Origin of the sequence: Actinomyces sp. HMT 175, assembly GCF_016694895.1 — a bacterium.
In the GTDB taxonomy this organism is placed as follows: domain Bacteria; phylum Actinomycetota; class Actinomycetes; order Actinomycetales; family Actinomycetaceae; genus Actinomyces; species Actinomyces oris.
In genome coordinates, this window is sequence record NZ_CP068012.1 from 334342 (window position 1) to 361212 (window position 26871).

Below are 26871 nucleotides of genomic sequence, written 5' to 3' on the forward strand. Positions count from 1 at the left end.
ACTTCTTCCCACTCCGTCTCCAGGAGGAGGCCCCCGGCGGTACGGCAGCATATGGTTCACATCGTGACTACTGCGACCTCGCCTCGGCCTCGTATCAAGCCTCTGCTCGTGGCGCTCTCCGCGCTTCTGGTGTGCGGGGGCCTGACCGCCTGCCAGGACGACACCGATATCAAGGCAACGCCGGCAACGGCGTCGGCCACGGCAACGATTCCGGCCGGGCTGGAGAGCTTCTACAACCAGAAGGTCTCCTGGTACGCCTGTGACAAGAAGGGGATGGGCGAGGCGAAGTCGGGGAAGGACACCGGCTTCACCTGCGCCAAGGTCAAGGTGCCGCTGGACTACGACAACCCCGGTGGCGAGACGATCGAGATCGCGGTGAAGAAGCGGGCCGCTAGCGAGGACTCCGTCGGCTCGCTGTTCGTCAACCCGGGTGGGCCGGGAGGATCGGGCATCGAGCTGGTCGAGAGCGCCGGTTCCTACTTCTCCAAGAACCTCACCAGCTCCTACGACGTCGTCGGCTTCGACCCGCGTGGCGTGGGCGCCTCCTCGGCGGTCGACTGCCTGACCGACGCCGAGCTCGACGCCGAACGAGCCGGGGCGAACGACCCGGCGACCCCCTCGGCCGCCGCCACCCAGGAGCGTGCTCAGAAGATGGGGGAGGCCTGCGCGTCGAAGACCAGCCCCGCGGGGCTCCTGGACCACATCGACACCATCAGTGCCGCCAAGGACCTCGACATCCTGCGGGCGGTTGACGGCCAGCAGGCGCTGACCTACCTGGGCTTCTCCTACGGCACCTACCTGGGGGCCACCTACGCCGAGCTGTTCCCCGCCAACACCGGGCGGCTGGTCCTCGACGGCGCCGTCGACCCCTCCCTGAGCGCCGCGGACCTGTCCCTGGGGCAGGCCAAGGGCTTCGAGGCGTCGCTGCGGGCCTACGTGCAGAACTGCCAGAGCTCCAAGCTGGGCTGCCCCCTGAGCGGGGACGTCGACTCCGGAGTCTCCCAGGTCCGCGAGTTCCTCGAGTCCACGAAGGCGGCGCCCCTGCCGACCTCCGACGACAAGCGGCCGCTGACCTACGACCTGGCGGTCTACGGGGTGCTGGGCTCGATGTACCAGACCCAGTTGTGGCCCTCCCTCACCCTGGCGCTGTCCCAGGCGATGGGCAAGGCGGGAACTCCGGACGGAAGCGCGCTGCTGGCCATCGCCGACGCCGTTTCCTCCCGTCAGAGCGACGGCAGCTACTCCGGTAACGGCGCTGAGGCCCTCATGGCGGTCAACTGCCTGGACTACCCGGTCCAGGGGGACAACACCTCCTGGGAGGAGGAGGCCAAGGCCGTCAACGAGGCCTCGCCCACCTTCGGCTCCCAGCTGCTCTACCCCGACGCCTACTGCCAGGGCTGGGGCCACACGTCGAGCCGCAAGCGCGAGAAGATCACGGCCTCCGGTGCCGCGCCGATCCTCGTGGTGGGCACCACCGGCGACCCGGCCACGCCCTACGCCTGGTCCGAGGCGCTGGCCGATCAGCTCGAGTCCGGTCAGCTCATGACCTGGAAGGGCAACGGGCACACCGCCTACGGGCGCTCCAACGACTGCGTCAAGAAGGCTGTGGACACCTACCTGCTCAACGGGACGATGCCGGCCAAGGGACTCACCTGCTGACCCTCGCCAGGCCAGCCGGCCCTCCCGGTTCCCGCAGGCCATGAGATCGGCCCCGGACGACAGTCGCGTCGTCCGGGGCCGATTCGTCAGTGGGCAGTGGAGGGAGTGGAGGGTCCGGCACCGCGAGGCTTACGGGCCGCTCGCCTCACTGGCTCAGCTCACCGGCGATGGACCGTCCCATCCAGCCGGCCAGGTCGTCTCCCGTCAACCCCTGCGAGAGCAGGAACTGGACCTTGGCGTAGGCGGCCTCCAGGGTCATGTCGCGGCTGCCGACGGCGCCACTGCGGGCCAGTGCGTCCCCGGCCTCGTAGTGCCCCAGGAGGACCTCGGACTCGTGGCACTGGGAGGTGACGATGACGGCCGTCCCGGCATCGATCACCCGCTCGACGACGTCGGTCAGCCCCGGCTCCTGGGACGGCACGTTGCCGACTCCGAAGGCCCGCAGGATCACGGCCTCGGGCAGCGGTGTCAGCAGCGCCTCCAGGCGGGCCGCGGTGATGCCCGGCACCAGGTCGACCACGACGACGTCGTGACGGGCGTAGGGGGCGACGTTCTTCCAACCGGCTCCGCCCCGGGTGCTTGGGGCCCACTGCCACGGGGCGCCAGTGGTGGCCAGAGGAGCCGCATTGGGGGACTCGAAACCGGTGAAGGCCCACGAGGAGGACTTCGTGACCCGGTTCCCGGCCAGGAGCCGATGTCCGAAGAACAGCGCCACCCCGCTCAGGCGCCCGGAGGTGGCGGCCTTGAGCGCCCCGGTGACATTCGCTGCGGCGTCGGTTCCCAGTTCTCCGAGGGGGAGCTGGGAACCGGTGACGACGACCGGAACGCTCAGATCCGTCAGCGCATAGGACAGGGCGGCACTGGTGTAGGCCATGGTGTCGGTCCCGTGCAGGATGACGAAGGCTGTCTGCGGGTCGGCCGCGGCGTGGGCGCGCAGGTCGTCCACGATCGCCTGCCAGGACAGCGGGGTGGCGTTCGAGGAGTCGATGAGCGGGGTCAGCGAGGTCACGGACACCGAGCGTGCCAGGGGCGTGCCCGCCAGCAGCGAGTCGAGCCACCCCTCCAGATCCGCACCGGGAACGAGGCCGTGAGGGGAGCCCACCATCCCGATGGTGCCCCCGGTGTAGATGATGTGAACGTGCATGGGCTCAGCCTCCTGTCGCTCAGGCCTCGTGCGACGGGGCGGATGCGGCTTCGTCCACCTCGTCGGCGAGGACCTCGTCGAGCAGGTCGCCCCGAATGCGTCCCCGCACCGCGTACCAGCCTGCCACCATCATGACAGCGACGACGGCGAATAGGGCCAGAGTCCAACGTCCGGCCGGGTCGGCCACGTTCGAGACGACGACGATGGTGAAGAAGGCCAGGGCTGCGTAGTTGGACCAGGGGGCCCAGGGCATCCGGTAGGCCGGCCGCACCTCCTTGCCCTCCTGCACCCGCCGCAGGAAGGCGAGGTGAGTGACGAGGATGGCTCCCCAGGTCCCGGCGATGCCGATGCCGGCCAGGTTCATGACGATGTCGAAGGCGTCACCGGGCAGGTAGGCGTTGAGGACGACGCCGAGCAGCCCCAGGGCGGAGGTGATGATGATGCCCCCGGCAGGAACCTGGTGCTTGTTGAGTCCGGCCGCCACCCGAGGGGCCTCGCCGGCCACCGCCATGGAGCGCAGGGTGCGTCCGGTGGCGTACAGGCCGGCGTTGAGGGAGGACAGCGCGGCGGTGAGAACCACGACCTGGATGATGTCGCCGGCATAGGGCACACCGATCCCGGAGAAGAAGGTGACGAAGGGCGACTCGGTCTTGGAGTAGGACGTGTAGGGCAGGACCAGCGCCAGCAGCATGACCGAGCCGACGTAGAAGACGAAGATGCGCAGAATCATCGAGTTGATCGCCTTGGGCAGGATTTTCTCCGCGTCCTTCGCCTCTCCGGCCGCCACGCCCACCATCTCCGTGCCACCGAAGGCGAAGACGACGCCGAGGGTCAGGGCGAAGACGATCGGGAATCCCTCGGGGAAGAACCCACCGTTTCCGAGGATGTTGTGAGCCCCCGCGGTGATCGCGCCTCCGTCGGGATCCGTTCCGGTGTGAAGCCCGAGAACAATGGCGACGATGGCCACCACCATGAAGGACACGATGGCGGCGACCTTGATGAGCGCGAACCAGAACTCGGCCTCACCGAACATCTTGACGTTCAGCATGTTGAGGATGAAGACCAGGACGAGCGCAATGAGCGCGAAGACCCACTGCGGGACAACCTTCAGAGCCGTCCAGTAGTGGAGGTAGAGGGCCACGGCCGTGATGTCGGCCATGACGGTGACCGACCAGTCCAGGAAGAAGAACCAGCCGGTGATGTAGGCGCCCTTCTCGCCGAGGAACTCACGGGCGTAGGAGACGAATGCTCCGGAGGAGGGTCTGCGGATGGCGAGCTCGCCCAGAGCACGCACCATGAGGAAGGCGAAGATTCCGCAGACGGCATAGGCGAACATCAGTCCCGCCCCGCCGTCCTTGAGTCGCCCGCCGGCACCCATGAAAAGACCCGTGCCGATGGAGCCGCCAATGGCGATCATCTGCAGGTGACGGTTCTTCAACGACTTGTTGTAGCCGGCGTCGCCGCGGTCCCGGATCTGGTCGGGCTGGGAAGCTTGGGAGGGTGACGGTGAAGCACCCGTCTGTGGTGATGGAGAGGTGGGGGAGTGGGTGGACGGAGACTCGCTCATGGGGATCCTTACGGAGAGGGAGACCTGTTGAATGACGTGCGGAGAATACCGGGCCCCGGATGGTGCGGGTGATGCGGGGTGGCAGTCGAGCTCAGGCGCACTCCTGTCCGGGATGTGCCACGACGTCGTCATGATCCAGTGCTGAGTCGGGGGGGAATCCGGGGAGGTCTGGGGGTTTGGAGGGCTCTTTGTCCTCGGCGGTGGTGCCGATGCGGCGAGGCGGGCGGTTAACTGTGTCGAGGAACACGGTTCTCCCCACGGTGCTGGATTGCGGTGGCGGCCGCGGGGCCGGTATGTTCGGCTCTGCTGCTTGTGCCAGCGCCGCCTTAGCTCAGTCGGCAGAGCGATTCACTCGTAATGAATAGGTCGTGGGTTCGATTCCCACAGGCGGCTCGATCAGCCCCGGGAGGTCATGCCTTCCGGGGCTTTTGGGTTTCCAGCACCTCGCCTGCGGGCTCTTGGTGTGCCGTCCGGCACATTAGGTGGCTGTGGTGGTCGTTCCTGGCCCGTGTTTTGGGGATGACCGCATGGCTGAAATCCTTCGCTGCCGAGCGGCAAGGGGGCGTCGCGCCTTGAATGGGAGGATTCTCCTGGGTTGACGTGATGTTCCTCAGGGTGAGGGTGGTGGCGCTTCAGGCATTGTCTTCCGGCTGAGAGAATCCCCCACCGCTATCTGAGAGTCATCTGGGAGATTGGCCGCCTCGGATTGACTGGTCGTTGGATACCTCTATGCGGCTGGAGGAGGTGTGGTGCCATGCCTGGATTGTTCCGTCGGGTCTCGTGGGGATCTCCAAACAGGACCTCAGTGCTTTCACAGTTTTCGTCTCAGTCATCAAGACCTTCGGGGTGGTATGTCATCGCGCATCACTGTGTGATTGGAGGGCGGGGCGGCTGGTAATGAGGGCGACGAATAGCCGTGTTGCATTGGCGGCAACTATTGTTTAATCTAACGTTGTCCGCAGCGGGATACATCCTTCGGGCCCGCTCCCTCCACTCAGAATGAGGAATCATGGCACAGAAGACTCAGGTCATCCTCGTCGACGATGTCGACGGGTCCGAGGCCAATCAGACCGTCACCTTCGCCCTTGATGGCGTCTCCTACGAGATCGACCTGAACGACGAGCACGCAGCCGCTCTTCGTGAGTCCCTTGAGGAATGGATTGGAAAGGCTCGTCGCACCGGTGGCCGCCGTAGTTCCGGTCGTCGTCGTTCCAGCGGCCCCTCTGACACCCAGAAGATTCGCGAGTGGGCCCGTGAGCAGGGCCTTGAGGTTTCTGACCGCGGCCGCGTCTCCGCTGAGGTGCGCAAGGCCTACTACGAGGTCAACCCCGGCAACTGAGGGAACGTGGGGCGCCTGGCTCAGATGCTGCCGGCACCCCGCGTCGGGTCATTCTCGAGCTGACTGCCACCTCGCACCACGACTCTGGTTGTGCGCTCAGGCGCATTACCGGGGTCGTTGTGTTTTCTTCAATACGTGAATTCGCCCCGTGAGCGGGCGGTATCGCTGCCAGTCGTGCCTTTGGTGCGATGCGCCGGTACCCCACCATGGAGGCGCTCTCCTGGGCCTCTTGGGCCTCGCGCCATGCCCGCGATCCTGGCAGGATAGGGCCATGGCTTACACCCTCGTACTGCTCCGCCACGGCGAGAGCGAATGGAACGCGAAGAACCTCTTCACCGGCTGGGTCGATGTCCCACTGTCAGACAAGGGCCGCGCCGAGGCCGTCCACGGTGGCGAGTTGCTCAAGGAGGCCGGCGTCCTCCCCGAGAAGCTCTTCACCTCGATGCTGCGCCGCGCCATCATGACCGCCAACCTGTCCCTGGACGCCGCGGACCGCCACTGGATCCCGGTGGAGCGCAACTGGCGCCTCAACGAGCGTCACTACGGCGCCCTGCAGGGCAAGAACAAGAAGGAGATCCGGGACGAGTACGGGGAGGAGCAGTTCATGCAGTGGCGCCGCTCCTACGACGTGCCGCCGCCGGCCATCGAGGCCGGCTCGGAGTTCTCCCAGGACGCCGACCCCCGCTACACCGGTGAGCCCATCCCGGCCACCGAGTGCCTCAAGGACGTCCTCGAGCGCCTCCTGCCCTACTGGGAGGGCACCATCGTCCCCGAGATCAAGACCGGCAAGACCGTCATGATCGCCGCCCACGGCAATTCGCTGCGCGCCATCGTCAAGCACCTCGACGACATCTCCGACGACGACATCGCCGGCGTCAACATCCCCACCGGGATCCCGCTGGTCTACGAGCTCGACGAGGAGACCCTCAAGCCCCTCAAGAAGGGCGGCCGCTACCTCGACCCCGAGGCCGAGGCCAAGATCGCGGCGGTGGCCAACCAGGGCAAGTGAGCCCCGGCGGCCTGCCGCACCCTCCATGATGCGGGCGGCGTCGGACCTCAAGGAAGGTCCGACGCCGCCCGCGTCATTGGTTCCGGGCGCTCAGTGGAGCGCGTCGGCGTCCTCGGCGTCATGCGTCTCGGGCATGGAGGCGCCCGAGACGAGGTAGGCCACGCGGCTGGCCACCGACGTGGAGTGGTCGCCGAAGCGCTCCAGGAAGCGGCCCATGAGGACGGCGTCGATGACCTGCTGGCGGCTCAGGTCGTGAGCCGGGTCCAGGATCATCTGGAAGGAGCGGCGGTGCAGGGCGTCGAGCTCGGCGTCGTTGGTCTGGATGACGGAGGCCAGCTCCAGGTCCCGCGTCGAGATGAGGCGGGCGACGTCCTTGCCGGCGCGCACCGCCAGGTCCGCCATCTCCAGGATGAGCCCCAGGACCGGCTCGGGCAGCGGCGGCTCGGGGTAGCGACCGCGGGCGATGGCCGCCACGTGGCGGGCCAGGTCGCCCTGGCGCTCCAGGGTCTGAGCCATGCGCAGCGCGGACAGGACATTGCGCAGGTCCCCGGCCACCGGCTGCTGACGGGCCAGCAGCATGACGCACAGGTCGTCGATGTCGCGCTGGAGGTCGTTGATGCGCTCGTCGGCGTCGATCACCTGCTCGGCGATGACGATGTCCCCCTGGCGCAGGGACTCCGCGGCCCGCTCGATCGCGGTGGCGACCTGGTTGGCCATGGACTCGAGGTCGGAGCCCAGCTGCTTGAGCTCCTGGTTGAAGATGGCGCGCATGAGGCTGCTCCTGTTCGGGGCGAGGACCGATGGTTCGGGCCGGTCGGTGAGGTGGCTCGGTGGTGCGGCTCGACGATCCCGCCGAGGCCGTCGCCAAGGATGTTGTCCCCAAGCACAGCAGCCCCGCGACTCCGCCGCAAGCGGCACGCCCACAGGCGGGGCCGGCCGGTGGACGCTCTGAGGACTCAACTACCCTGGAGGCGTGGGTCTGACCGTCACCGTTCTCCTCCTTGCCGCCGCCGCTCTCACGTGCCTGGGGGTGGCGATCGGTGTCGCGCTGTCCCGGCGCGAGCGCAGGGCGGCCACGAGCGCCGCCGACCTGGCCGGACTGGCCGGGACCGATACGGCCGTCCCGGTGCTGGCGGCGCTGCGCTCGACCGTCGTCGTCCTCGATGACGACGACGAGGTCCTGCGCGCCTCGGCATCGGCCTACACCTTCAACATCGTGCGCGACGACGCCGTCATCGAACCGACCGTGGTGGCGATGGTGGGGCGGGTGCGGGCCTCGGGCCAGGCGCAGGACGCGGCCGTCACCGTGGCCCGGGGGCGGGTGGCGGGCGCGGGCCAGTTCCACCTGCAGGTGCGGGTGGCCGGCATCGGCCAGGGGCGTGTCCTCATCCTCATCGAGGACCACACCGCCGCCCGCCGGGTTGAGGCCATGCGCCGCGACTTCGTCGCCAACGTCTCCCACGAGCTCAAGACCCCGGTCGGCGCGATCCAGCTGCTGGCCGAGACCGTCGAGGCCGGCGCCGACGACCCCGACTTCGTGCGCGACTACTCCGGGCGCATGCGCAAGGAGGCCTGCCGCCTGGGCGTCCTGGTCCAGGAGATCATCGAGCTCACCCGCCTCCAGGAGGGTGACGCCCTGGCCGAGCCCGAGGTCGTTGACGTCGACGACGTCGTCGCCGAGGCCGTGGACCGGGTGCGCGTCGAGGCCGACGGCCGCCAGATCACCCTCGTGGCCGGCGGCACCAAGGGACTGCGGGTGCGCGGCGACGCCGCCCTCATCACCACCGCCGTGCGCAACCTGCTGGACAACGCCATCCGCTACTCCGAGCCGCGCACCCGGGTCTCGGTGGGCGTCTCGCTGGACGCGGAGGACCCCGACATCGTGCGCATCGCCGTGGTCGACCAGGGCATCGGCATCCCCAAGGAGGAGCAGGAGCGCGTCTTCGAGCGCTTCTACCGCGTGGACAAGGCCCGCTCGCGCGCCACCGGGGGCACCGGCCTGGGCCTGAGTATCGTCAAGCACGTGGCCGCCGACCACGGCGGCACCGTCGAGCTGTGGTCCGCCCCCGGGCGCGGTTCCACCTTCACCCTCGTACTGCCGCGCCTGGGCGAGGGCGAACCGGTGGAGAGTGAGTCGGTCGGGGCTGGGTCGGCCCAGGACGAGCCCGCCCAAGCCGCCGCGGAGCACGTCCCCGGGAGCGGGTCATGAGCCCGGCGGAGCGCTCTGCGGCGTCGGGCTCGGGGCCGTCTGCGCCCTCCGGCGCACTGGCCGCGTCGTCGATGACGGCGGTGAGTGGCCCGACCCGGATCCTCCTGGTCGAGGACGAGGAGAACTTCCGCGACCCGCTCGCCTACGGGCTGCGGCGCGACGGCTTCGAGGTGGTCGAGGTCGAGGACGGCCAGCGCGCCGTCGAGATCTTCGAGGCCTCCCGGCGCCCCGGCGGGGTCGGCCCCATTGATCTGGTCCTGCTGGACCTCATGCTGCCCCGGCTGGACGGGACGGAGGTGTGCACCCGGATCCGGCGCTCCTCCTCCGTGCCGGTCATCATGCTCACCGCCAAGGACACCGAGCTGGACAAGATCGTCGGCCTGGAGATCGGGGCCGACGACTACGTCACCAAGCCCTACTCCTACCGGGAGCTCCTGGCGCGCCTCAAGGCGGTTCTGCGCCGCAGCCGCGCGGCCGCCCCGGAGCCCGAGCCGGTGCTGGTCGCCGGCGGGGTGCGGATGGACGTCGAGCGCCACGAGGTCAGGGTCGACGGCGAGGTGGTCGCCATGCCGCTGCGGGAGTTCGAGCTCCTCGAGCTGTTTCTGCGTCACCCCGGCCGCGTGCTCACCCGCAGACAGATCCTTGAGCGCCTATGGGGGCCCGATTACGAGGGCGACACGAAAACTCTGGACGTCCATATCAAACGGCTCCGGGGCCGGATTGAGGCCGACGCCTCCAAACCGGTTCTCATCACCACGGTCAGGGGGCTCGGCTATCGCCTGGACGGGGATTCCGGGCACTGATTCTCCAGTGCGGGTGGCGGCGCAGTTCTTGCCTGCCGTCCCGGGCCGTGCCCGCCGTGACCTCTGTGAGATACGTCCCCGATCTTTGCGCGGAATGACCTGATAAACTAGAGGTCCACAAACCAGTCTGGAGAGTCATCCTTATGACCTATGAAGTCGGTGAGACTGTCGTCTACCCGCACCACGGGGCCGCCCGGATCATTGACATCCGGCAGCGCAAGGTACGCGGTGAGGAGAAGACGTATCTGCAGCTCGAGGTGGCCCAGGGTGACCTGACCATCTTGGTTCCAGCCGAAAGCGTTGAGCTCATCGGCGTCCGTGATGTGGTTGATGAGACCGGTTTGGAAAAGGTCTTCGAGGTGCTGCGGGCGCCGCTGACCGAGGAGCCCACGAACTGGTCTCGCCGTTTCAAGGCCAACCAGGAGAAGATCGCCTCCGGGGACGTCATTAAGGTCGCCGAGGTCGTGCGGGACCTCTCCCGCCGGGACACGGACCGCGGCCTGTCCGCCGGCGAGAAGCGCATGCTCGCCAAGGCCCGCCAGATTCTCGTCTCCGAGCTGGCCCTGGCCCAGAAGACCCCCGAGGAGGAGGCGGAGTCCCGCCTGGACGAGGTCCTCGCCTCCTAGCGCAGCGCTCGTGCTCAGGGCGTCGGGGACGCGGTAGCGTCCTGCCCGTGAGCACCAGCCCTTCATCCCAAGCATCCGCCCCGCCCGAGTCCGCTCCGGGTGGGGCGGTCGCCGTTCTCACTGCAGCGGGCTCCGGTTCCCGCCTGGGGGCCGGGGTCCCCAAGGCCCTCGTCCCGGTGGGCGGCGTCAGCCTCCTGCGACGGGCAGCGGCCGGGTTCATCGCCTCGGGCGCCGTCAGCCACGTCGTCGTCACCGCTCCCGCTGAGGAGGTCGACCGGTTCCGCGCCGAGCTCGAGGGTCTGGCGGACGGATCGGTCGGGACCTCGGTGGGCCGACGCAGCGGGATCGAGGTTGTTGCCGGATCGCCCCGCTCCAGGCAGGCCTCTGTGGCCCTCGGGCTCGCAGCGGCCCTGGCCGCCGTGCCGCGGGCCGACGTCGTCATCGTCCACGACGCCGCGCGGGCGCTGACGCCGCCGGAGGTGACGCAGCGGGTGGTCGCGGCCGTGCGGGCCGGGCACGAGGCCGTGGTCCCGGCGCTGCCCGTGACCGATACCGTCAAGGAGGTCGAGGCTCGCCCGGCGGGGGAGCCCGAGCCCGTCGTCGGCACCCCCCGACGCGACCGGCTCCGGGCGGTCCAGACCCCCCAGGGATTCTCGACCCCCGTGCTCGTCGCCGCCCACCGCGCCGGCGCCGAGCGGGCTGGGGACGAGGCGCTCGCCGCCTCCGACGACGCCGGCCTCGTTGAGGCCTGCGGCGGCAGCGTCGTCGTCGTTGCCGGTGACGAGCGCGCCATGAAGGTGACCACGCCGATGGATCTGGCCCTGGCCGAGCTGCTCCTGGAGCGGGAGTCCGCTCAGGGGGAGCGCCCTGCCGGGACCGGTGGGGAGAACTGACGATCAGGTCTGTTTCCCTTTCGGTACCGCCGCCGGCCCCGATGGCTCTATCGTCTCTTCCATGAGCACGACAGTGACTGCTCCGACGCAGGCCGGCTCCCGCACCCGGCTCCTGTCCTGGCCCGTCATCGCCTGGGGCCTGTGGGACTGGGGGTCGGCGGCCTTCAACGCGGTCATCACCACCTTCGTCTTCACCGTCTACCTGGTCAGCGACTCCTTCGGGGCCAAGGCGGACAACGAGTCGGCGCTGTCCCTCGGGCTGGCCATCGCCGGCCTGTTCATCGCCCTGCTGGCGCCGGTGACCGGGCAGCGCTCGGACCGGGGCGGGCGAACCGTCTTCTGGCTCGGCGGCTACACCGCGGTGGTGGTGGCGGTCTCGGCGGCCCTGTTCCTGGTGCGGCCCGAGCCCGGCTACCTGTGGCTCGGCATCGTCCTGCTGGGGGTCGGCAACATCTTCTTCGAGCTGGCCTCGGTCAACTACAACGCCATCCTCAACCACCTGGCCTCCAAGGACCGCATCGGTGCCGTCAGCGGCCTGGGGTGGGGGATGGGCTACCTCGGCGGCATCGTCCTGCTGCTCATCCTCTACGTCGCCCTCGTGGGGCCGAGCCCCCTGGTCTCCTTCCCTACTGGCAGCGGCATGGGGGTGCGCGTCGCCATGCTGGTGTCGGCGGCCTGGTTCGGCCTGTCCGCCCTCCCCGTTCTCATCAACCGCTCCCGCAGGCTCGGGCGCTCCCGCGCCGAGGACGTCGCGGAGGTCAGTGAGGGGATGGCGACCGCTGAGCCGGGACGGGACCGGGCCGCCATGGAGGCCGAGCCGGTGGAGGCCGTCTCCCACCAGGGCAGGCGCAAGGAGTCGATCCTGACCTCCTACAAGCTGCTGTGGCGCACCCTGCTCCAGCTGCATCACTTCCAGCCGCGCCTGCTGTGGTTCCTGCTGGCCGCCGCCGTCTTCAGGGACGGGCTGGCCGGGGTCTTCACCTACGGCGGCATCATCGCCCAGAACACCTTCGGCTTCTCATCGGGCGACGTCATCATCTTCGCCATCGTGGCCAACATCGTGGCCGGCATCGCCACCATCTGGGCCGGGCGGCTCGATGACCGCTTCGGGCCGCGCAACGTCATCATGGCCAGCCTCATCATCCTGGTGGTGGCCGGTCTGCTGGTGTTCTTCCTGCACTCCGCCGGGACCGTGGCCTTCTGGGTGCTGGGCCTGCTGCTGTCGGCCTGCGTGGGGCCGGCCCAGTCGGCCGCCCGATCCTTCCTGGCCCGGCTCATCCCCGAGGGACAGGAGGGCGAGATCTTCGGGCTCTACGCGACCACCGGGCGGGCGGTGTCCTTCATGGCGCCCGCGATGTACGGCATCTTCATCTACCTGGGGACGCGCTTGGTCGGGCCGGGCGCGAACTACTGGGGGATCCTCGGGATCGTCGCCGTGCTGGCCACGGGTCTGCTCCTCATGCTGCGCGTGGGCAACCCCGTCGCCGAGCAGGAGTCGGCCGCGTAGACCGCCGTCGCGGTCGTGCCCTATGCCTCGAAGTCGAGGGGTAAGGGTACGACCTCGCGACCTAAGGTACGACCGAGCGACGCTTCGTCACGACGAGGCCTGGCGGGCCTCGCGCTCGGCGCGCATGCGCTCGAGATCCTCCGGAGTCAGCGGCCCCTGGGTGGTCCCGGGGGCCCCGTCCTGACGGATCCAGCTCACGACGAGGCCCTCCTTGGCGCCGAAGCGGGCCAAGTGGATTCCAGTGACCTGCTCGAGGCGCTCGAGGTGCGCGTCGTCGGCAGCCAGGTCGAGCTGGAGGATGTCATCGTGACAGGAGAGCTCGACGACGCCGGTGATGGTCCCCTCACGGTCGAAGGTCAGGGAGCCGGTCTGGGAGGCCTCATCCCACGTGGTGGTGATCTTGCGGCCCATGTGAGAAGCCAGCTGCTTGCCGTAGCGGGAGGGGCGGTCCGTGCGCACGCGAGCAGTGGAACGACGGGAGAAGACGGGCTGTGCTGAGTCGGCGGAGTCAGTCATGCCCTTATCCTGACGCGCTTGGTCGGCCGCGGTCCCCACGAGTTCTCTGAGAGCGCGAGAGCGGGACGGGAAGCAGACGGGGCATACCCGACGGGGCCGAGAAAGGACTCGGCCCGCGGTTCGGAAGTCCGAACCGCGGGCCCAAGCCTCGCGAGGTCCCACCTGCGACCCGGGGTCCCATGCACCCGAGGAGGCGGTTCCTCCTTCGCCGGAACGATGATGCCAGGCTCCCTATGACCCGACCCCATCTCAGAGGAGCGATCTGTCATCGGGCTCCCCAACCCTCGAGACCGTCCCTGTCCGGCGGTGACTACTATGTAACGCCCTCACCCTGTGAGGACGAGGGACAGATCCCTGGGAAAAATCTGGGAAATTCGCGGGCGGGTTGTTTCGGTGACTCAAGCCTTCCCCTGAATGGGGCTGGGGCTCAGTTTCGCTCAGGAGACGGGGGAGAACCGCACCGCGGTGCCTGAGGCGGTCACCATGAGCATGCCGTTGTCCGTCCCCAGCGTCTCGTAGTCGAGGTCGACGCCGACGATGCCTTCAGCGCCGAGCTCCTGGGCGCGCTGCACCATTTCCGCCAGGGCCGTCTCCCGGGCCTGGATCAGCTCTTCCTCGTAGGACTGGGAACGGCCTCCCACGAAGTTTCGGAACCCCGCGGCCATGTCCTTGAGGAAGTTGACTCCTGCGACGGTCTCACCGCAGACGACTCGCAGGTACTGGGTGACGGGGTATCCCTCGACGGTGGGGGTGGTGGTGACGATCATGAGCTGCTCCTTCACGGGATGGTGGGCGATGGTGGTGGTCAGGACGATAGTGTCCTGGAGGAGCCTGCGGGATCGTCCGGTGGGTGGATATGCGCCAGCCTCAGGAGGCGGCTGTAGCGCTCGCTGATCCGATCGTGGGGGACGGGTTCGCCGTCGAGACTCCACGCCAGGAGGTGCTCCAGGCTGAATCGAGGGGCGCAGCGCGAGCACGAGACGGGTGAGGCCGGACGGCGCATGCGGTCCACCTCGTGGCCCGCCGGGCACCTGCCCACCCAGCGTCCCCGGAGCCGCGGGGCCTGAGCGTCAATGAGCCTGCGGCCCGTCGCCCCCAACCGGGTCGCCTCGGCGGCCCAGACGGCGTCGTGCCCGTGGCGGGGGCCGACGCGGGCGTGGGCGATCTCGTGCAGGACCGTCTCGCGGACCTGGGCCTCGTCGTACAGGCTCATGAGGTGGCGGCTGAGCGTGATCCGACGTCGAGCATGATCCGTCTGGCCGGCCCGCCGGCGCGCCCGGTCGAAGGCCAGGTCCCAGTCGCCGACGTCGGCCTCCTCCATGAGGGAGCGCGCCAGGCTCAGGACATCGGGCAGATTCACGGCCCCACGGTATGCGACGGCGGACTCACCCGGCCGACGGCGGCGCTGTGGGGCGCATCGCCTCCCGCCAGCTCCTGATCGGGCACTCGCCGCGGGAGGCCCGGGCCGCTTCGGGCCGTGCGTCGGCCCGTGATGTGACACGATGGCGCCGATGTCCCACCATCCCTCCGGCCGACGTCCGCGGCCCCAACGAAGCACCGCAGGAACCGGCTCACCCCAGCCCGCACGAGCTCCGCGCAGCGCCCGCCCAGCCGCGCAGCGCGGCACTGACCGCGCCCGGCGGGAGGATGCGAGTCAGCGCCCCAGGAAGGTGAAGGGGAGTCGAGGCGGCCGTGGGCGCCTCGGGCTCCTGCGCGCCGGTGCCGGACGGGGGCGGGGGCGCAGGGGCGGTTCCGTTCAGTCCTTCCTGAAAAGCCCGATCGGCGTCGTCCTGGCCGCCTTCCTGGTCACGCTCCTAGTGGGACTCATCGTGCTGCGTGCCACCGGTTCCTCGCTCAGCGGCCTCGCACTGGGGTGGGGTAAGGCCACTGATACCGGCACACCTTCTGCGCCCGCGCCCCTGGTGCCCGACGCCAGCGGCTTCAACGCCGCCCGCATCATCGATGACGAGGTCTTCTACGACTCCCAGGCCATGACACGCGAGGAGATCGCCGCCTTTCTCACTCGCGTCAACGCCGGCTGCCAGCCGGGCAGTGACGGCACCGAGTGCCTGGCCGGCGCCACCTTCTCCGTGCCGGCCCGCCAGGCCAGCACCTTCTGTCCCGGAGGCATCGAGGCAGCCTCCGGCGCCAGCGCGGCCGATGTCATCTGGGAGGTCTCCCAGGCCTGCGACATCAACCCCCAGGTGCTCCTCGTCCTCATTCACAAGGAGCAGGGGCTGCTCACCGCCTCCGGTGCGAGCCTGAGCGCACGCGACTACGAGGCCGCTGCCGGCTACGCCTGTCCCGACCACGGGGCCTGCGACCCCCAGTGGGCCGGCTTCCCCTCCCAGCTCTACGGGGCGGCCTCCCAGTTCCATCGCTATCGTCTCGATCCGAGCAGCTACGACGTCGTGGCCCAGCGGCCCACACGGATCGCCTACTCACCCGACGCGCAATGCGGCAGCGGTGAGGTGACGGTGACCAACCAGGCGACAGCGGGCCTGTACAACTACACGCCCTTCCAGCCCAATGAGGCCGCCGCCCACGGCGGGGACCAGTGCACCTCATGGGGCAACTGGAACTTCTACGGCTACTTCAAGACCCTCTTCGGCGCTCCGACGTCGGCCTGAGGGCGCCCACGCGCAGAGGCGAATTCCGCAGTATTTCAAGGGATTCAAGGGAGGCTGCCAGCCCGCCCGGAAGGCCGTGACCATATCGTCATCAAGCGTCATCATTTAGATGCGCGATTTCCAGGATTCTCTCAGACAGCATCGGCAGAGTCATAGTCACCGCTGAACGGTGGCGACCGTGAGGTACTGGGGAGTACCACTGACCGGCCACCACTGAGTCTGGGCCACAGCCAAGGGAATGTGCTCGGGCGTTTCGGTGAAGGAGGACCCGCTGCCGAATGGGAACCGGTAAGCGACCTCGTTGCGAAGGGCCCGACCCGGTGGTGAACCGGGGCGGGCCTTCGCAGTGCCTGGGCGTAGGACCATCCGGTCCGCGCCCAGGCGTTTTTGCGGGGACCAGTCGGCGGGCATGACATGATGCGAGCATGACGCTGCCGCCGGTACTGGCGACCACCTGGGTCGTCATCGAGTACCTCATCAAGATCGCTGCGCTGGGCACGGTTCCGGAGAACCGCCGCCCGTCGTCGTCGACCGCCTGGCTGCTGCTCATCTTCCTGCTGCCCCTCGTGGGACTCCCGCTCTACCTGCTCATCGGCAGCCCGTGGGTCCACGGCACGCGTCGCCGCCAGCAGCACACCGTCAACGAGATCACCCTCGACTACACCCGCTCCATGCCCGACCTGCCCAAGGGCGCCCGGCCCTCGACCTACCTGGCCGGGGCACTGCGCATGAACCGCCGGCTCACCGGCCTGCCCTGCGTCAGCGGCGAAGTGGTGGCCGTCCACGCCGATCCCCGCAGCACCTACGAGGCCATGGCCCGAGCCATTGACTCCGCCACCGACCACATCCACGTCGAGTTCTACATCATGAGCTGGGACGAGGTCACCGACGTCTTCTTCACCGCCCTGGAGCGCGCGGTGGCCCGCGGCGTCACGGTGCGCCTCCTCCTGGATCACCTGGGCAGCCGCAAGTACCCCGGCTGGAAGCAGTTCTGCCAGCGCATGACCGACGCCGGCATCCGCTGGCGCCTCATGATGCCTCTGCTGCCGCTCAAGCGCCGCTGGCGCCGCCCGGACCTGCGCAACCACCGCAAGATCCTGGTCATCGACGGTGAGAGAGGCTTCATCGGGAGTCACAACGTCATCGACCCCTCCTACCGGACCCGGCGCAATGTGCGGGCCGGGCGCCGCTGGGAGGACCTGTCCGTGGAGGTCACCGGCGAGATCGTCCTGGAGGCCCAGGCCGTCTTCGCCATGGACTGGTTCTTCGAGGCCGGCGAGCAGCTCGAGGCCTTCGACCTGGCGCTGGGGACGCCGGCCGAGACCCTGCCGGAGATGGCGGGGCTGCCGGGAATCCCGGTGGGCACGCCGGCCCCCAGGCCCGGACGTCCGGGCGCCGTCGTCAACGCCATGCAGCTCGTTCCCTCCGGGCCGGGCTACCCCACCGAGCCGAACCTGCGGATGTTCCTGGCCCTCATCCACGGGGCCAAGCGGCGCGTGTCCATCACCAGCCCCTACTTCATCCCCGACGAGGCGCTGCTGGCGGCGATGACGTCGGCTGCTTACCGGGGGGTGGAGGTCGAGCTGTTCGTGGGCAAGGAGTCCGACCAGTTCATCGTCAGTCACGCCCAGCGCTCCTACTACTCGGCGCTCTTGGCGGCGGGGGTGCGGATCTACCTCTACCCCTCGCCGATCGTCCTGCACTCGAAGTACATGACGGTTGACGACGAGGTGGGGGTCATCGGCTCGTCCAACATGGACTTCCGCTCCTTCGCCCTCAACTACGAGGTCATGCTGCTGGCCTTCGGAGGGGACCTCGACGACCTGCTGCGCAACAACGACGCCGCCTACCGGGCCGCCTGCACCGAGCTGACGCCCGAGCTGTGGGCCACCGAGCCCTGGTACAACCGCTACGTGGACAACGTCTGCCGCCTCATGTCCGCCGTGCTGTAAGGGCGGCCGGGGGTGAGTGCTGCTCCCAGCCACGTTTCAGATTTATAGAAAACATACAATACTTGACCGTTCTAGTTGTCGCTTCCTTGTGGTGGATTTGTTGGGGATTCTGGTATGAAAACGACGGTCATAGGCGACCGTGAGAAATGCTGACATTTGGCGCATTGTCTGATAGGAGGTTTTTGTGTGGAGGGGTATGATGGTAAGTGCCATTTACCCAATCGGTATATTGTGGTGAATGGTGGGGGTGGGGTGTTTGCTATCCTGCCTGGATTCGATGACTTCGAAGGAGAGATCTCGATGAGTGTGGGACGAGTGCTGGGGCGGATTGGGGCTCCGGTGATGGCTTTTGTTGTGGCGATCGGAATGTTCTTTGGTGCGGCGGGTCAGGCTGTGGCTGCACCTCATCCGGTTGCGCAAAGTTCTGAGCAGGCGAAGGTGGCGGAGCTTCAGGCCGAATATAAGGCGGAAGCTTCGGCTGAAGACTACCAGAAAGCCGTTCAGACCTACGATCGACTGGTCGCGGGGAAGCCTGACCCCACAGAGGTGCCGGCTTCGACATGTGTCACCATCCCCAAGTGGGCTGTTGTTGCCTATGGGTGGTATCTGCAGGCTGTTGGCGGAGTGACTGCTGTCGCCGGTACTGCCGCAGATGGGACGATCGTTGGTATTCCTGCCGGTGTGGTGATCGGTGCCATTGGTGTTGCATATGGGATTGGCGGTAATGCGCTGGTATATTGGACCGATCACACTTCTTGGCCCAAACGTATCTGTGTCTGATGGCGATCTCTGATGGGGTGAAGACGCGGATCTCGTGCTGATTATGCGGAGGTCTGCGTCCGATCCTGTCTGGTTAAAATTGCGGATTCTTCTATGAGTTTGGTGGATGGCATGCCGTCTTGGTTTATTGGGGCGAACATTTTTTGGCTGTGTATGGCTGTTGGGGTGGGGGTTCGTTATTACCGCACTCGGCAGAAAGACAATCATCAACATCGAGGGGAAGATACTCAAGACTGAGATATCGGCCGTTCCGTTCTGAGTCCGACGAACCTGTCAAGGTGGAGAGGTATTGCAATGGGCATCCCTGCGTGGGTGTGGGCGCTAGCAGTTGGCTGGAGTGGAGTTCTGGTGGGGACGGGGGCTCGTCTGTATCGGACCAGGCACTCCTGGATGCGCAAGTACCGGGATGACCAGCCCCAGCGCTGACCCGAGCAGATCAACACGTATCGACGTCGTCGGCCCCCGCACCGGGAGGGTGCGGGGGCCGACTGTGTGGAACCGGAGAAAGGGTCTGATGGGACGCGTGAGCCGGTGGTCAGGCGTCGCGGCGGGTGAAGACGACTGCGGCGATCACCATCGGGATGATGGCCCAGGCGGCGAAGACGGCGATGGCCTGCCAGTGCTGAAGGAAGGTGGCAGTGCCGGCTTGTCCCCACTGGTGCGCCAGACTAAAGGGGTCGGAGACGGCGGTGGACAGGGTGTCCGGCAGGAGTCCCAGGACCTTGTTCGCCCACTTCCAGTGGCCGGCCATCATCTGGAAGGGAAGGGGGACGACGAACAGCACCGAGACCACCACGGTGATGGCGCCCGCCGTCGAGCGAGTGAGGTGGCCGACTCCCTGGGCCATGAGTGAGATGATCGCGAAGGACAAGCCGGTTCCCCAGAACAGCCCCAGGTAGTGGGTATCAGTGAGAGAACCGGCGTGGCCCTTCATGAACGGGTAGGAGGCGGCGTAGGCCAGCGCCACGCTGAGGACCCCGAGGACGAAGGAGAAGGCCGATCCGACGAGCGCCTTCGCCACGAACAGACGCCCGCGGCGGGGAACGGCCATCATCGAGGAGCGGATCTGTCCCGAGGCGTACTCGCCGGTCATCATCAGGGCCCCTAGGACGGCGACGACGATCATGCCCAGTACCGAGCCCGCGGCGATCATGGTCTTGGCCTGGTCGGCCCGATCGGGGGAGCCGGCGAAGCCCATGGCCAGGCCCGCGCCGAACAGGACCGTGATGGCGATTGTGATGACCGATGTGACCCAGGTGGAGGTCAGGGTGTGCAGCTTGATCCACTCGGCGCGCACCGCGCCGGCGAAGGACTGCCGTCCGGCTACGTGGGGCCGACTGGGGCGGTCGGCGGTCTCCAGGGTCCGATGCCGTCCGGTGCGGGATGCCCGGGAGACGGGGGTGGTTTTCTGGAGGGCCTCGAAACGGTTGACGCCTGTGGCCGGGCCGGCTGCGGCGTCGATGGTGGTGGTCATGGTGCGTCAGTCCTCGGGATGCTCGTGGCCTTCGTTCTTCCTGAACTGATTCCAGGTTAGGAAGGCTGGGCTCCGGTGTGATCGTCCCGGTGGCTGAACGCAGTAGGGGCGGTCTCCTCCCTCTGAGGGAGGAGGGGTCCTCTGCGGGGACGATGAGTCGTGGCCCAGCCCGCGGGGTGCCCGATGCCTGTGGGAAGAAGACCGGGCGCTTGGGCGCGCTGGATGCCGAGCCGACGACGGAGCCTGAACCGGCTCGATGAATGAGGTCATGACACTGATGCCGTGCGATGAGAGGCGACAGCCGAGGGGCAAGGCGCCGGTGCCGGGTCAGATGCCGCTGACGAGCTTGGTGATGCGCTGGAGGCTCACCTTGCGGCTCGTGCCCAGCGTCTGGGCGAACAGACTCACCCGCAGATCCTCCACCATCCAGCGGGCCTCCTCCAGGAGGGCCTCACGCTGCGGGTCGGCCGGCAGTGAGGCCGCCTTGGCGCGGGCCTTGTCCACCACCTCCCGGGCCTGGGAGACCTGGAAGGACAGGGCCGCGTCCTGGGAGGCGGCCGACGGCGAGGAGGCCGCCCTCTCCACCCGCATCACCAGGGCCCGCAGGTAGCGCTCCAGATGCGCCAGGTGCTCCGGCGGGGTGGCGGTGATGAAACCCTCCGGAACCAGGGCGGCCGCGTGCTCGCGTACCTCCTGGAGCGTGTTCAGCAGCGTCAGGGAGGTGTGCTCACCCACCACGCGCTCCACCTCCCGGGCCGCCGTGAGCGCCGCGGCCGCATACCGGGCCACCCGGTAGACCTCGTCCTCGAGCTCATCGCGCATGACACCGACCAGCGTCTCGAAGACCTCCCGGCTGCGCACCTCCGCCAGCGTGCAGCCGGAGGCCGACGCCGCCCAGCGCCCGGCCACGATCCGTGCGGCAGCCGCCTGCACGTCCTCCACGAGAGCCTCCGTGCTCCGGTAGGGACTGGCCGCCAGGACGAGCGACTCCTGGGCACTCCACCGGCTCGTCACCCGGGCCGTCGGCAAGGCCGTGCGCGCCAGGGCCAATGCCGTCACCCCGGCGCCATGAGCGCCCAGCTGGGCGGCGGCGGCGGGCAGGATCCTCAAGTCCGCGCTCCTGGCCCCGTTCGCCACCAGTGCCGGGTAGCCGCGCACCACCAGGCCGGCCCGGCCCGCCGACTCCACCGAGGCCGGGATCGTCGAGGCATCCGGGTCGCCCAGGCCCGGCACGCCCCGAGGCCAGTCGGTCAGGCCCCGGCGCTCCTCCAGGCCGGCTCCAGCACCGGCCCCTGAGCCTCCCGCGCCTCCTGCGGTTCCAGCGGCGACGCCCGGCCGCTGAGCGGCAGCTGGCCGCCCACCCTTCTTCTTACGGCCCTTGCGGCCGGGCTTCCCGCCCTGCGCGCCCTGGCGCTCCTGGGCCTCGGCCATCGCCTGGGCCAGCGCGCCGCGCACCACCGAGCGCACGGCGGCCTCCGTCTTGCCCGACAGCCGCTGCTGGAGCGCAACCAGGTCCCGGCCCCGGCCAATGACCCGGCCTCGCGCATCCAGGGCCGCGAAGCCCATCGCCAGGTGGTCTGGCAGCCGCTCGGCAGCCTCAGCCCAGTCCTCCTCCGTGATCTCCACGCCCTTGAGTCGGAACACCACCCGGCTGAAGGCCTCCTCGAAGGGCACCTCGGGGCAGCTCGCGCCCGACGGCGTCGGGAACTCCTGGGCGATCTGCGCCCACACCTGGGCGCCCACGTCCGGGGCCGGCACCAGCTGGCGGCGCACCCGCTTGGGCAGCGCCCGGATCGTGGCCACGCACAGCTCAGCCCGCATCCCGGGGACCAGCCAGTCGAAGCCCTCCGGGGCCAGGCGCCCCAGCACCTCCACCGGCACCTGGACACTGACCCCGTCCTCGGGGTGGCCCGGCTCGAACACGTAGTCCAGGCCCAGGGTCAGGTCCCCCTGCACCCACGTGTCCGGGAAGCCGCTCGCGTCGCCCCCACCGGGCAGCAGCAGCTCCCGGGTGAAGTCCAGCAGGTCCGGGGTGGTGCGCCGCTGCTCCTTCCACCAGGCGTCGAAGGCCGCCGCGGAGGTCACCTCCTCGGGGATCCGGTCGTCATAGAAGTCGAACAGGGCGGCGTCGTCGGCCAGCAGCCCGTGCTCGCGCCGACGCCGCTCCACGTCCTGAAGCTCCTCGATGAGCTCCCGGTTGTGCTCCACGAAGCCGTGGCGGGCGTGCCAGCCGCCCTCCACCAGGCCCGAGCGGATGAACATCTCCCGGGCCACCTGGCGGGCCGAGTCCGTCCCCACGCTCGCCAGCGTCGCCGGCCGGTCCGCCACCAGCGTCATCCCGTAGAGCAGCACCTTCTCGTGAACCATGGCCGCCCCCTGGCGGGTCGACCAGTAGGGCTCACCGAAGACGTGGCGGGTCAGGCCCGCCCGGTCCGCCACTTGCTCGATCCACCGCGAGTCCACCTTGGCCACCGTGCGGGCGAAGAGCCGGGAGGTCTCCACCAGCTCGGCAGTCATCACCCAGTCGTAGGTCTTGCGGCGCAGGCCCGAGCCCGGCCAGATCGTGAAACGGGTCCCGCGCGCGCCGGCGTACTCCCGACGACGCTCGTCCCAGTTCCCCACATTGGACAGCAGCCCCACCAGCAGCGAGCGGTGGATCGCGTCGGCGTCGGGCGTGTCCGCGCTGCGCCCCAGGGCCACGACGGCGGCCGCCACACCCCCGTTGGCGATCTGGGCGGCATGGCTGCCCGGCTCCAGGGCCTCGGTGGCCGCCCGGATCGAACGGGCCGTCGGCAGCTCCACCGGGGCCGCGTCCAGGCCCAGCGGTCGGGCCAGTTGACGCAGCTGGGCGTGGACGTCCTGCCACTCGCGCACCCGCAGGTAGTGCAGGAACTCGGCCCGGCACATGCGCCGGAAGGCCGAGCCGGACAGCTCGCGGCTCTGCGTGCGCAGGTAGCGCCACAGGTTCAGGTAGGTCAGAAAGTCACTCGTCGGGTCCGCGAAGCGCCGGTGCAGGGCGTCGGAGGCCTCCTGCTTGTCCGCCGGGCGCTCGCGCACGTCCTGGATGGACAGGGCCGCCACGATGACCATGACCTCACCGACACAGCCCAGCTCACCGGCCTCCAGGAGCATGCGCCCCAGGCGCGGGTCGATGGGCAGGCGCGCCAGGCGCCGCCCGATCTCCGTCAGGCGCGGCCCGCGCCGGCCCCGGTCGGGGGCGTCGTCGGAGCGCGCGGAGGCGGCCCCGGCCGGCTCGATGGCGCCGATCTCCGTGAGCAGCTGCAGGCCGGAGCGGACCTGGCGGGAGTCCGGGGCGTCCAGGAAGGGGAAGTCCTCCACCGCCCCCAGCCCCAGGGCCGCCATCTGCAGGATGACGCTGGCCAGTGAGGTGCGCAGGATCTCCGGCTCGGTGTACTCCGGGCGCGCCTCGAAGTCGGCTTGCGAGTACAGGCGGATGGCGATGCCGTCGGCCACGCGCCCGCAACGGCCCGCCCGCTGGTTGGCGCTGGCCCGGCTGACCGGCTCGATCGGCAGGCGCTGAACCTTGGTGCGGTTGGAGTAGCGGGAGATGCGCGCCAGGCCCGGGTCGACGACGTACCGGATCCCGGGAACCGTCAGGGAGGTCTCGGCCACGTTCGTGGCCAGGACGATGCGGCGCACCTGGTGGGCCTCGAAGACCCGGTGCTGCTCGGCGGCGCTCAGGCGCGAGTACAGGGGGACGACCTCGATGGCCCCCGGTGTGCGCGAACGGCCGTCGGGCGTGTAGCGCGCCCCCAGGTGGTCGATGAGGGCCGCCTCGGTGTCGCGGATATCGCGCTCGCCGGCCAGGAAGATGAGGATGTCGCCGCTGGGCTCGCCCAGGAGCTCGTCGACGGCGTCGAGGATCCCGGTCACCTGGTCCTTGGGCTCCCCGGACTCGGCGGTCGTTGAGCCGGCCCGGCCCCGGCCCTTGCCGCGAGCCCCCTGGTTGCGGGGTGTGAGCGCGGTGGGGCCGGCATTGGAGCGGATGGCCTCGCGGCGGGCCCGGGCCGCGGCGCGCACCGCCGGGTCGGGGGAGGTCAGGGCCTCCAGCTCGGCCTCGCTCAGCTCGCCGGGTCCCGCCGGACCGGGCTGGGGCGCGGCGGCGGGCTTGGCCGGCTCACCGCCGGCGTCGTCGGAGGCGGGCGGGGCGTCGTCGGGAGCCAGCGGGCGGTAGCGCACCTCAACGGGGTAGGTGCGCCCGGAGACCTCGATGACCGGGGCGGGAACGGTGAAGGGCTGCCCGCGGTCGCCGACCTGCTCGCGGCCGAAGTGCTCGGCGAAGCGCTCGGAGTCGATGGTGGCCGAGGTGATGATGACCTTGAGGTCGGGGCGCTGAGGCAGCAGACGCGCCAGGTAGCCCAGGATGAAGTCGATGTTGAGGCTGCGTTCGTGGGCCTCGTCCACGATGATCGTGTCGTAGCGGCGCAGCTGGGGGTCGGACTGGATCTCCGCCAGCAGGATGCCGTCGGTCATGAGTTTGACCAGGGTGTTCTCGCCGACTTCCTCGGTGAAACGCACCTGGTAGCCGACGACGCCGTCACGCCCGATCAGGGTGCCCAGCTCGGAGGCGATGCGTTCGGCCACGCTGCGCGCGGCAATGCGCCGCGGCTGGGTGTGGCCGATCATCCCGGTCACGCCCCGGCCCAGCTCCAAGCAGATCTTGGGCAGCTGGGTGGTCTTACCGCTGCCGGTCTCACCGGCGACGATGACGACCTGGTGCTCGGCGATGGCGGCGGCGATCTCCTCGCGGCGGGCGGAGACCGGTAGCTCCTCGGGGTAGACGATTGCCGGGACGGCGGCGGTGCGGGCGGCGAGCTGCTCGGGGGAGTAGCCCTTCCAGGCGTTGCGGCGCCTGCCCTCGGTGCGGCCCGGGTGCCGGCCCCGACGCCTGCCGCCACCGCGCGGGGCGCGCTGCCTGTGCTGGTCCGGTGCGCCGCCGCGTGCGGGGCCGGCGGTGTGCTCGGCCGGCCCGTCAGGGGACGCCTGAGTGCTCTCGGTGCTGCGCGCGCCGAGGTCGCTGTCCTGCTGGCCGCGATGGCCCCCGGCGTGATCGTCGCCCTGGTTCTGCGTGAGGTGCTCGCCCTGTTCCATAGGTGGCCCATTGTCCCCCATGCGCGCCCCTCGCCCGATCACCCCGCGACAGGACCGCCGGCCAAAGGCCGAGCCGGTGGGGGCCCTGCGTGCAATACTCACCGATATGACGGATACTCCCCAGTGGCCGGGCCACACCTCGGGGCCCTTCCCGCACGGTGCTGGCGGGTCTCAGCCTCCCTACGGTCCGCAGGCCTCTCAGGCTATCCCGGCTCCCTACGGTCCTCAGGATGCGGTGGGTTGGCAGAATCCGCCTGCGGCGGGCGGCCTTCCCGGTCAGCCGGTCATGCAGCAGCCGGCCCAGGCTCCCTACCTCCCGACAGGGGCGCCGGCGTCGTACCAGGCAGGTCCGGTCTACCCGGGTGCCCCCGACGACGGGGCGCCCAAGCGCAGACGGCGCACCGCCGTCATCGTGGCGGTCGTGGTCGTGCTGGTCCTCGCGGTTGCCGGAGGGGGAGCAGCCTACTGGTGGCTGCATGTCCGAGGCGGGGCTCGGGCTGACCTGAAGAAGCCGACATCGGGCTGGACCAAGGCCTGGGCCAAGGGCTACGAGGAGGTCTGGGCTCTCGACGCCCCCAAGAACGAGCCCGGCCGTGAGGGGCATGTCTCGGTCGAGCACGTCGGCGACTATGTCATCCGGGCGGTCTCCGAAGACAGTCAGGTGCATGTCGAGGTGTTCTCACTGACGAGCAAGACCCCCAAGCTCCTGTGGGAGGAGGACTTCGAGTCAGAGGCCGAGTCGTACTCCCTCGACGTATGGAACGGAAAGCTGGTCGAGGCAGGCAAGCTCGTCGACCTCGGTTCCCAGAAGCACGAGGATGCTCCCTGGGAGGCAGGGGCCTCGGTCGCCATCAACGGAGACAAGGCGATCTCCTGCGAAGGCGCAACCTGCACCATGTGGTCCGCCTCCAAGCAGCGCCTCTGGCAGAAGAAGCTCCCCTTCGACGACCCCGGCTCTGCGAACGCCACCATCTCGCCCCGCTTCGACCACTATGCGGTAGCGAGCATCTTCTGGGGGAGGCAGACGCAGTACCTGCATGTCGACCTCAACACCGGCCAGGCCTCCCCGATTGAGGGCGCCTCGATGTCCACCTCGCCCACTGCCTTGCAGAACGGCTGGATGCTCTTCGACCTCCAGCCCCCGTCCTCGGGGCGGCCCGATACCGTGACCCTCATCAACCCCGATGGCTCGGTCAAGGAGACCTTTGATGTAGGCGTTCCTGAGGACTTCACCGACTACCCGTGGTCACCCCAGGACTTCACCCTCGACCAGGCGCGCGCCTGGCTCAAGAACGGCGACACCTCCTGGGCGCCGTCGACCTACTCGATCAACAAGGATGACAAGGAGTGCACGTCCATCACGGTGGCAGGCCAGAGAATCAACCTCGGTGAGGACAACTCGCTGTCCGTGAAGTTCCCCGGCGTCGGCGGCTGCCAGGGCGTGCCCATCCAGGGCGTCCACCACTCCGGAGACGGGGAGATCGGCGTCTTCTTCGAGCACAAGAGCGAAGCTGAGACAGATCTGCATGTCCACCGGTGAGAGCCCCATACCGCTCCCGCTGGGGAACTGGGCCGGCTACAGACCCGAAGGCGACTTCCTCATCACCTTCGAGGAGGACGGTGCCGTCAAGGCCTACCGCCCGTCCTGATC

21 protein-coding genes and 1 tRNA gene are annotated in these 26871 nt (G+C 68.9%); 14 read left to right on the forward strand and 8 right to left on the reverse strand.

The genetic code is table 11. From position 1 onward, the window contains the following. The first annotated feature begins 51 nt into the window (after nt 1–51). Nucleotides 52–1659, forward strand: a complete 1608-nt coding sequence (locus JJJ14_RS01415) for an alpha/beta hydrolase (RefSeq protein ID WP_201444493.1) — start codon at nt 52–54, stop codon at nt 1657–1659. A gap of 145 nt (nt 1660–1804) precedes the next feature. Here the strand turns inward: JJJ14_RS01415 and JJJ14_RS01420 are convergent, their stop codons facing one another. Both JJJ14_RS01420 and JJJ14_RS01425 read right to left on the reverse strand, forming a co-directional pair. Beyond that, nucleotides 1805–2803, reverse strand: coding sequence for an asparaginase (locus JJJ14_RS01420; protein ID WP_101558927.1), 999 nt, complete (start codon nt 2801–2803; stop codon nt 1805–1807). 19 nt (nt 2804–2822) lie between these two features. After that, nucleotides 2823–4370, reverse strand: coding sequence for an amino acid permease (locus tag JJJ14_RS01425; protein WP_101558926.1), 1548 nt, complete (start codon nt 4368–4370; stop codon nt 2823–2825). Nucleotides 4371–4690: 320 nt separating this feature from the next. Between JJJ14_RS01425 and JJJ14_RS01430 the strand changes: the two genes are divergently transcribed. From JJJ14_RS01430 to JJJ14_RS01440, 3 genes are all read left to right on the forward strand, one after another. Next, nucleotides 4691–4763: transfer RNA gene (locus tag JJJ14_RS01430), tRNA-Thr, on the forward strand. A 616-nt stretch (nt 4764–5379) separates the two neighbouring features. Next, nucleotides 5380–5709, forward strand: coding sequence for a histone-like nucleoid-structuring protein Lsr2 (locus tag JJJ14_RS01435; protein WP_009406140.1), 330 nt, complete (start codon nt 5380–5382; stop codon nt 5707–5709). 271 nt (nt 5710–5980) lie between these two features. After that, on the forward strand, nt 5981–6718 hold the full coding sequence (locus JJJ14_RS01440; protein ID WP_101558925.1) for a phosphoglyceromutase: 738 nt from the start codon (nt 5981–5983) through the stop codon (nt 6716–6718). Between the two features lie 90 nt (nt 6719–6808). Here the strand turns inward: JJJ14_RS01440 and phoU are convergent, their stop codons facing one another. Further along, the gene (gene phoU, locus JJJ14_RS01445; RefSeq protein WP_003787867.1) at nt 6809–7489 is read right to left on the reverse strand and encodes a phosphate signaling complex protein PhoU; all 681 of its coding nucleotides are present in this window, start codon (nt 7487–7489) and stop codon (nt 6809–6811) included. Nucleotides 7490–7691: 202 nt separating this feature from the next. On the opposite strand from phoU, the gene JJJ14_RS01450 reads away from it, so the two are divergent. From JJJ14_RS01450 to JJJ14_RS01470, 5 genes are all read left to right on the forward strand, one after another. Then, entirely contained in the window at nt 7692–8927 is a 1236-nt protein-coding gene (locus tag JJJ14_RS01450; protein WP_101558924.1) for a sensor histidine kinase, read from the forward strand. Between the two features lie 71 nt (nt 8928–8998). After that, complete coding sequence (locus JJJ14_RS01455) at nt 8999–9730, forward strand: response regulator transcription factor (RefSeq protein ID WP_201445038.1); 732 nt, start codon at nt 8999–9001, stop codon at nt 9728–9730. A gap of 143 nt (nt 9731–9873) precedes the next feature. After that, nucleotides 9874–10356 carry a CarD family transcriptional regulator gene (locus JJJ14_RS01460; protein WP_003779424.1) on the forward strand — a complete coding sequence of 161 codons (483 nt, stop codon included), beginning with the start codon at nt 9874–9876 and terminating at the stop codon, nt 10354–10356. 47 nt (nt 10357–10403) lie between these two features. Then, nucleotides 10404–11249, forward strand: coding sequence for an IspD/TarI family cytidylyltransferase (locus tag JJJ14_RS01465; RefSeq protein ID WP_201444494.1), 846 nt, complete (start codon nt 10404–10406; stop codon nt 11247–11249). A 61-nt stretch (nt 11250–11310) separates the two neighbouring features. Beyond that, complete coding sequence (locus JJJ14_RS01470) at nt 11311–12756, forward strand: MFS transporter (RefSeq protein ID WP_201444495.1); 1446 nt, start codon at nt 11311–11313, stop codon at nt 12754–12756. A gap of 87 nt (nt 12757–12843) precedes the next feature. Here the strand turns inward: JJJ14_RS01470 and JJJ14_RS01475 are convergent, their stop codons facing one another. From JJJ14_RS01475 to JJJ14_RS01485, 3 genes are all read right to left on the reverse strand, one after another. Then, nucleotides 12844–13272, reverse strand: coding sequence for a DUF2218 domain-containing protein (locus JJJ14_RS01475; protein WP_201444496.1), 429 nt, complete (start codon nt 13270–13272; stop codon nt 12844–12846). A gap of 437 nt (nt 13273–13709) precedes the next feature. Continuing rightward, nucleotides 13710–14039: a heavy metal-binding domain-containing protein gene (locus JJJ14_RS01480; RefSeq protein ID WP_101558919.1), complete on the reverse strand. Its 330-nt coding sequence runs from the start codon at nt 14037–14039 to the stop codon at nt 13710–13712. A gap of 38 nt (nt 14040–14077) precedes the next feature. Beyond that, nucleotides 14078–14632, reverse strand: a complete 555-nt coding sequence (locus JJJ14_RS01485) for a SprT-like domain-containing protein (RefSeq protein ID WP_201444497.1) — start codon at nt 14630–14632, stop codon at nt 14078–14080. A gap of 469 nt (nt 14633–15101) precedes the next feature. On the opposite strand from JJJ14_RS01485, the gene JJJ14_RS01490 reads away from it, so the two are divergent. The 3 genes from JJJ14_RS01490 to JJJ14_RS01500 all read left to right on the forward strand — a co-directional run bounded on the left by JJJ14_RS01490 (nt 15102) and on the right by JJJ14_RS01500 (nt 18634). Further along, nucleotides 15102–15902, forward strand: coding sequence for a hemagglutinin (locus JJJ14_RS01490; protein ID WP_201445039.1), 801 nt, complete (start codon nt 15102–15104; stop codon nt 15900–15902). Nucleotides 15903–16327: 425 nt separating this feature from the next. Then, on the forward strand, nt 16328–17854 hold the full coding sequence (locus JJJ14_RS01495) for a phospholipase D-like domain-containing protein (protein ID WP_201444498.1): 1527 nt from the start codon (nt 16328–16330) through the stop codon (nt 17852–17854). Between the two features lie 186 nt (nt 17855–18040). Beyond that, a complete protein-coding gene (locus JJJ14_RS01500) occupies nt 18041–18634 on the forward strand; it encodes a hypothetical protein (RefSeq protein ID WP_144033414.1) in 594 nt (197 codons plus the stop codon). A gap of 535 nt (nt 18635–19169) precedes the next feature. Here the strand turns inward: JJJ14_RS01500 and JJJ14_RS01505 are convergent. Both JJJ14_RS01505 and JJJ14_RS01510 read right to left on the reverse strand, forming a co-directional pair. Beyond that, the gene (locus tag JJJ14_RS01505; RefSeq protein WP_201444499.1) at nt 19170–20108 is read right to left on the reverse strand and encodes an ABC transporter permease subunit; all 939 of its coding nucleotides are present in this window, start codon (nt 20106–20108) and stop codon (nt 19170–19172) included. 327 nt (nt 20109–20435) lie between these two features. Continuing rightward, entirely contained in the window at nt 20436–25220 is a 4785-nt protein-coding gene (locus JJJ14_RS01510) for a DUF3418 domain-containing protein (protein WP_201444500.1), read from the reverse strand. Nucleotides 25221–25455: 235 nt separating this feature from the next. Here JJJ14_RS01510 and JJJ14_RS01515 point away from each other — a divergent pair, with 235 nt between their 5' ends. Both JJJ14_RS01515 and JJJ14_RS12685 read left to right on the forward strand, forming a co-directional pair. Continuing rightward, nucleotides 25456–26760, forward strand: coding sequence for a hypothetical protein (locus JJJ14_RS01515; RefSeq protein ID WP_236592873.1), 1305 nt, complete (start codon nt 25456–25458; stop codon nt 26758–26760). Then, nucleotides 26747–26869, forward strand: coding sequence for a hypothetical protein (locus JJJ14_RS12685; protein WP_269089886.1), 123 nt, complete (start codon nt 26747–26749; stop codon nt 26867–26869). The genes JJJ14_RS01515 and JJJ14_RS12685 overlap by 14 nt, the downstream gene beginning before the upstream one ends. The last annotated feature ends 2 nt before the right edge of the window (nt 26870–26871 follow it).

Bases quoted from the DNA above. Each gene is read 5' to 3' on its own strand.
- JJJ14_RS01495 (WP_201444498.1), top strand. From the start codon at position 16,328: ATGACGCTGCCGCCGGTACTGGCGACCACCTGGGTCGTCATCGAGTAC.
- JJJ14_RS01460 (WP_003779424.1), top strand. From the start codon at position 9,874: ATGACCTATGAAGTCGGTGAGACTGTCGTCTACCCGCACCACGGGGCC.
- JJJ14_RS01510 (WP_201444500.1), bottom strand. From the start codon at position 25,220: ATGGAACAGGGCGAGCACCTCACGCAGAACCAGGGCGACGATCACGCC.
- JJJ14_RS01440 (WP_101558925.1), top strand. From the start codon at position 5,981: ATGGCTTACACCCTCGTACTGCTCCGCCACGGCGAGAGCGAATGGAAC.
- JJJ14_RS01505 (WP_201444499.1), bottom strand. From the start codon at position 20,108: ATGACCACCACCATCGACGCCGCAGCCGGCCCGGCCACAGGCGTCAAC.
- JJJ14_RS01425 (WP_101558926.1), bottom strand. From the start codon at position 4,370: ATGAGCGAGTCTCCGTCCACCCACTCCCCCACCTCTCCATCACCACAG.
- JJJ14_RS01455 (WP_201445038.1), top strand. From the start codon at position 8,999: ATGACGGCGGTGAGTGGCCCGACCCGGATCCTCCTGGTCGAGGACGAG.
- JJJ14_RS01435 (WP_009406140.1), top strand. From the start codon at position 5,380: ATGGCACAGAAGACTCAGGTCATCCTCGTCGACGATGTCGACGGGTCC.
- JJJ14_RS01420 (WP_101558927.1), bottom strand. From the start codon at position 2,803: ATGCACGTTCACATCATCTACACCGGGGGCACCATCGGGATGGTGGGC.
- JJJ14_RS01415 (WP_201444493.1), top strand. From the start codon at position 52: ATGGTTCACATCGTGACTACTGCGACCTCGCCTCGGCCTCGTATCAAG.
- phoU (WP_003787867.1), bottom strand. From the start codon at position 7,489: ATGCGCGCCATCTTCAACCAGGAGCTCAAGCAGCTGGGCTCCGACCTC.
- JJJ14_RS01470 (WP_201444495.1), top strand. From the start codon at position 11,311: ATGAGCACGACAGTGACTGCTCCGACGCAGGCCGGCTCCCGCACCCGG.
- JJJ14_RS12685 (WP_269089886.1), top strand. From the start codon at position 26,747: ATGTCCACCGGTGAGAGCCCCATACCGCTCCCGCTGGGGAACTGGGCC.
- JJJ14_RS01480 (WP_101558919.1), bottom strand. From the start codon at position 14,039: ATGATCGTCACCACCACCCCCACCGTCGAGGGATACCCCGTCACCCAG.
- JJJ14_RS01475 (WP_201444496.1), bottom strand. From the start codon at position 13,272: ATGACTGACTCCGCCGACTCAGCACAGCCCGTCTTCTCCCGTCGTTCC.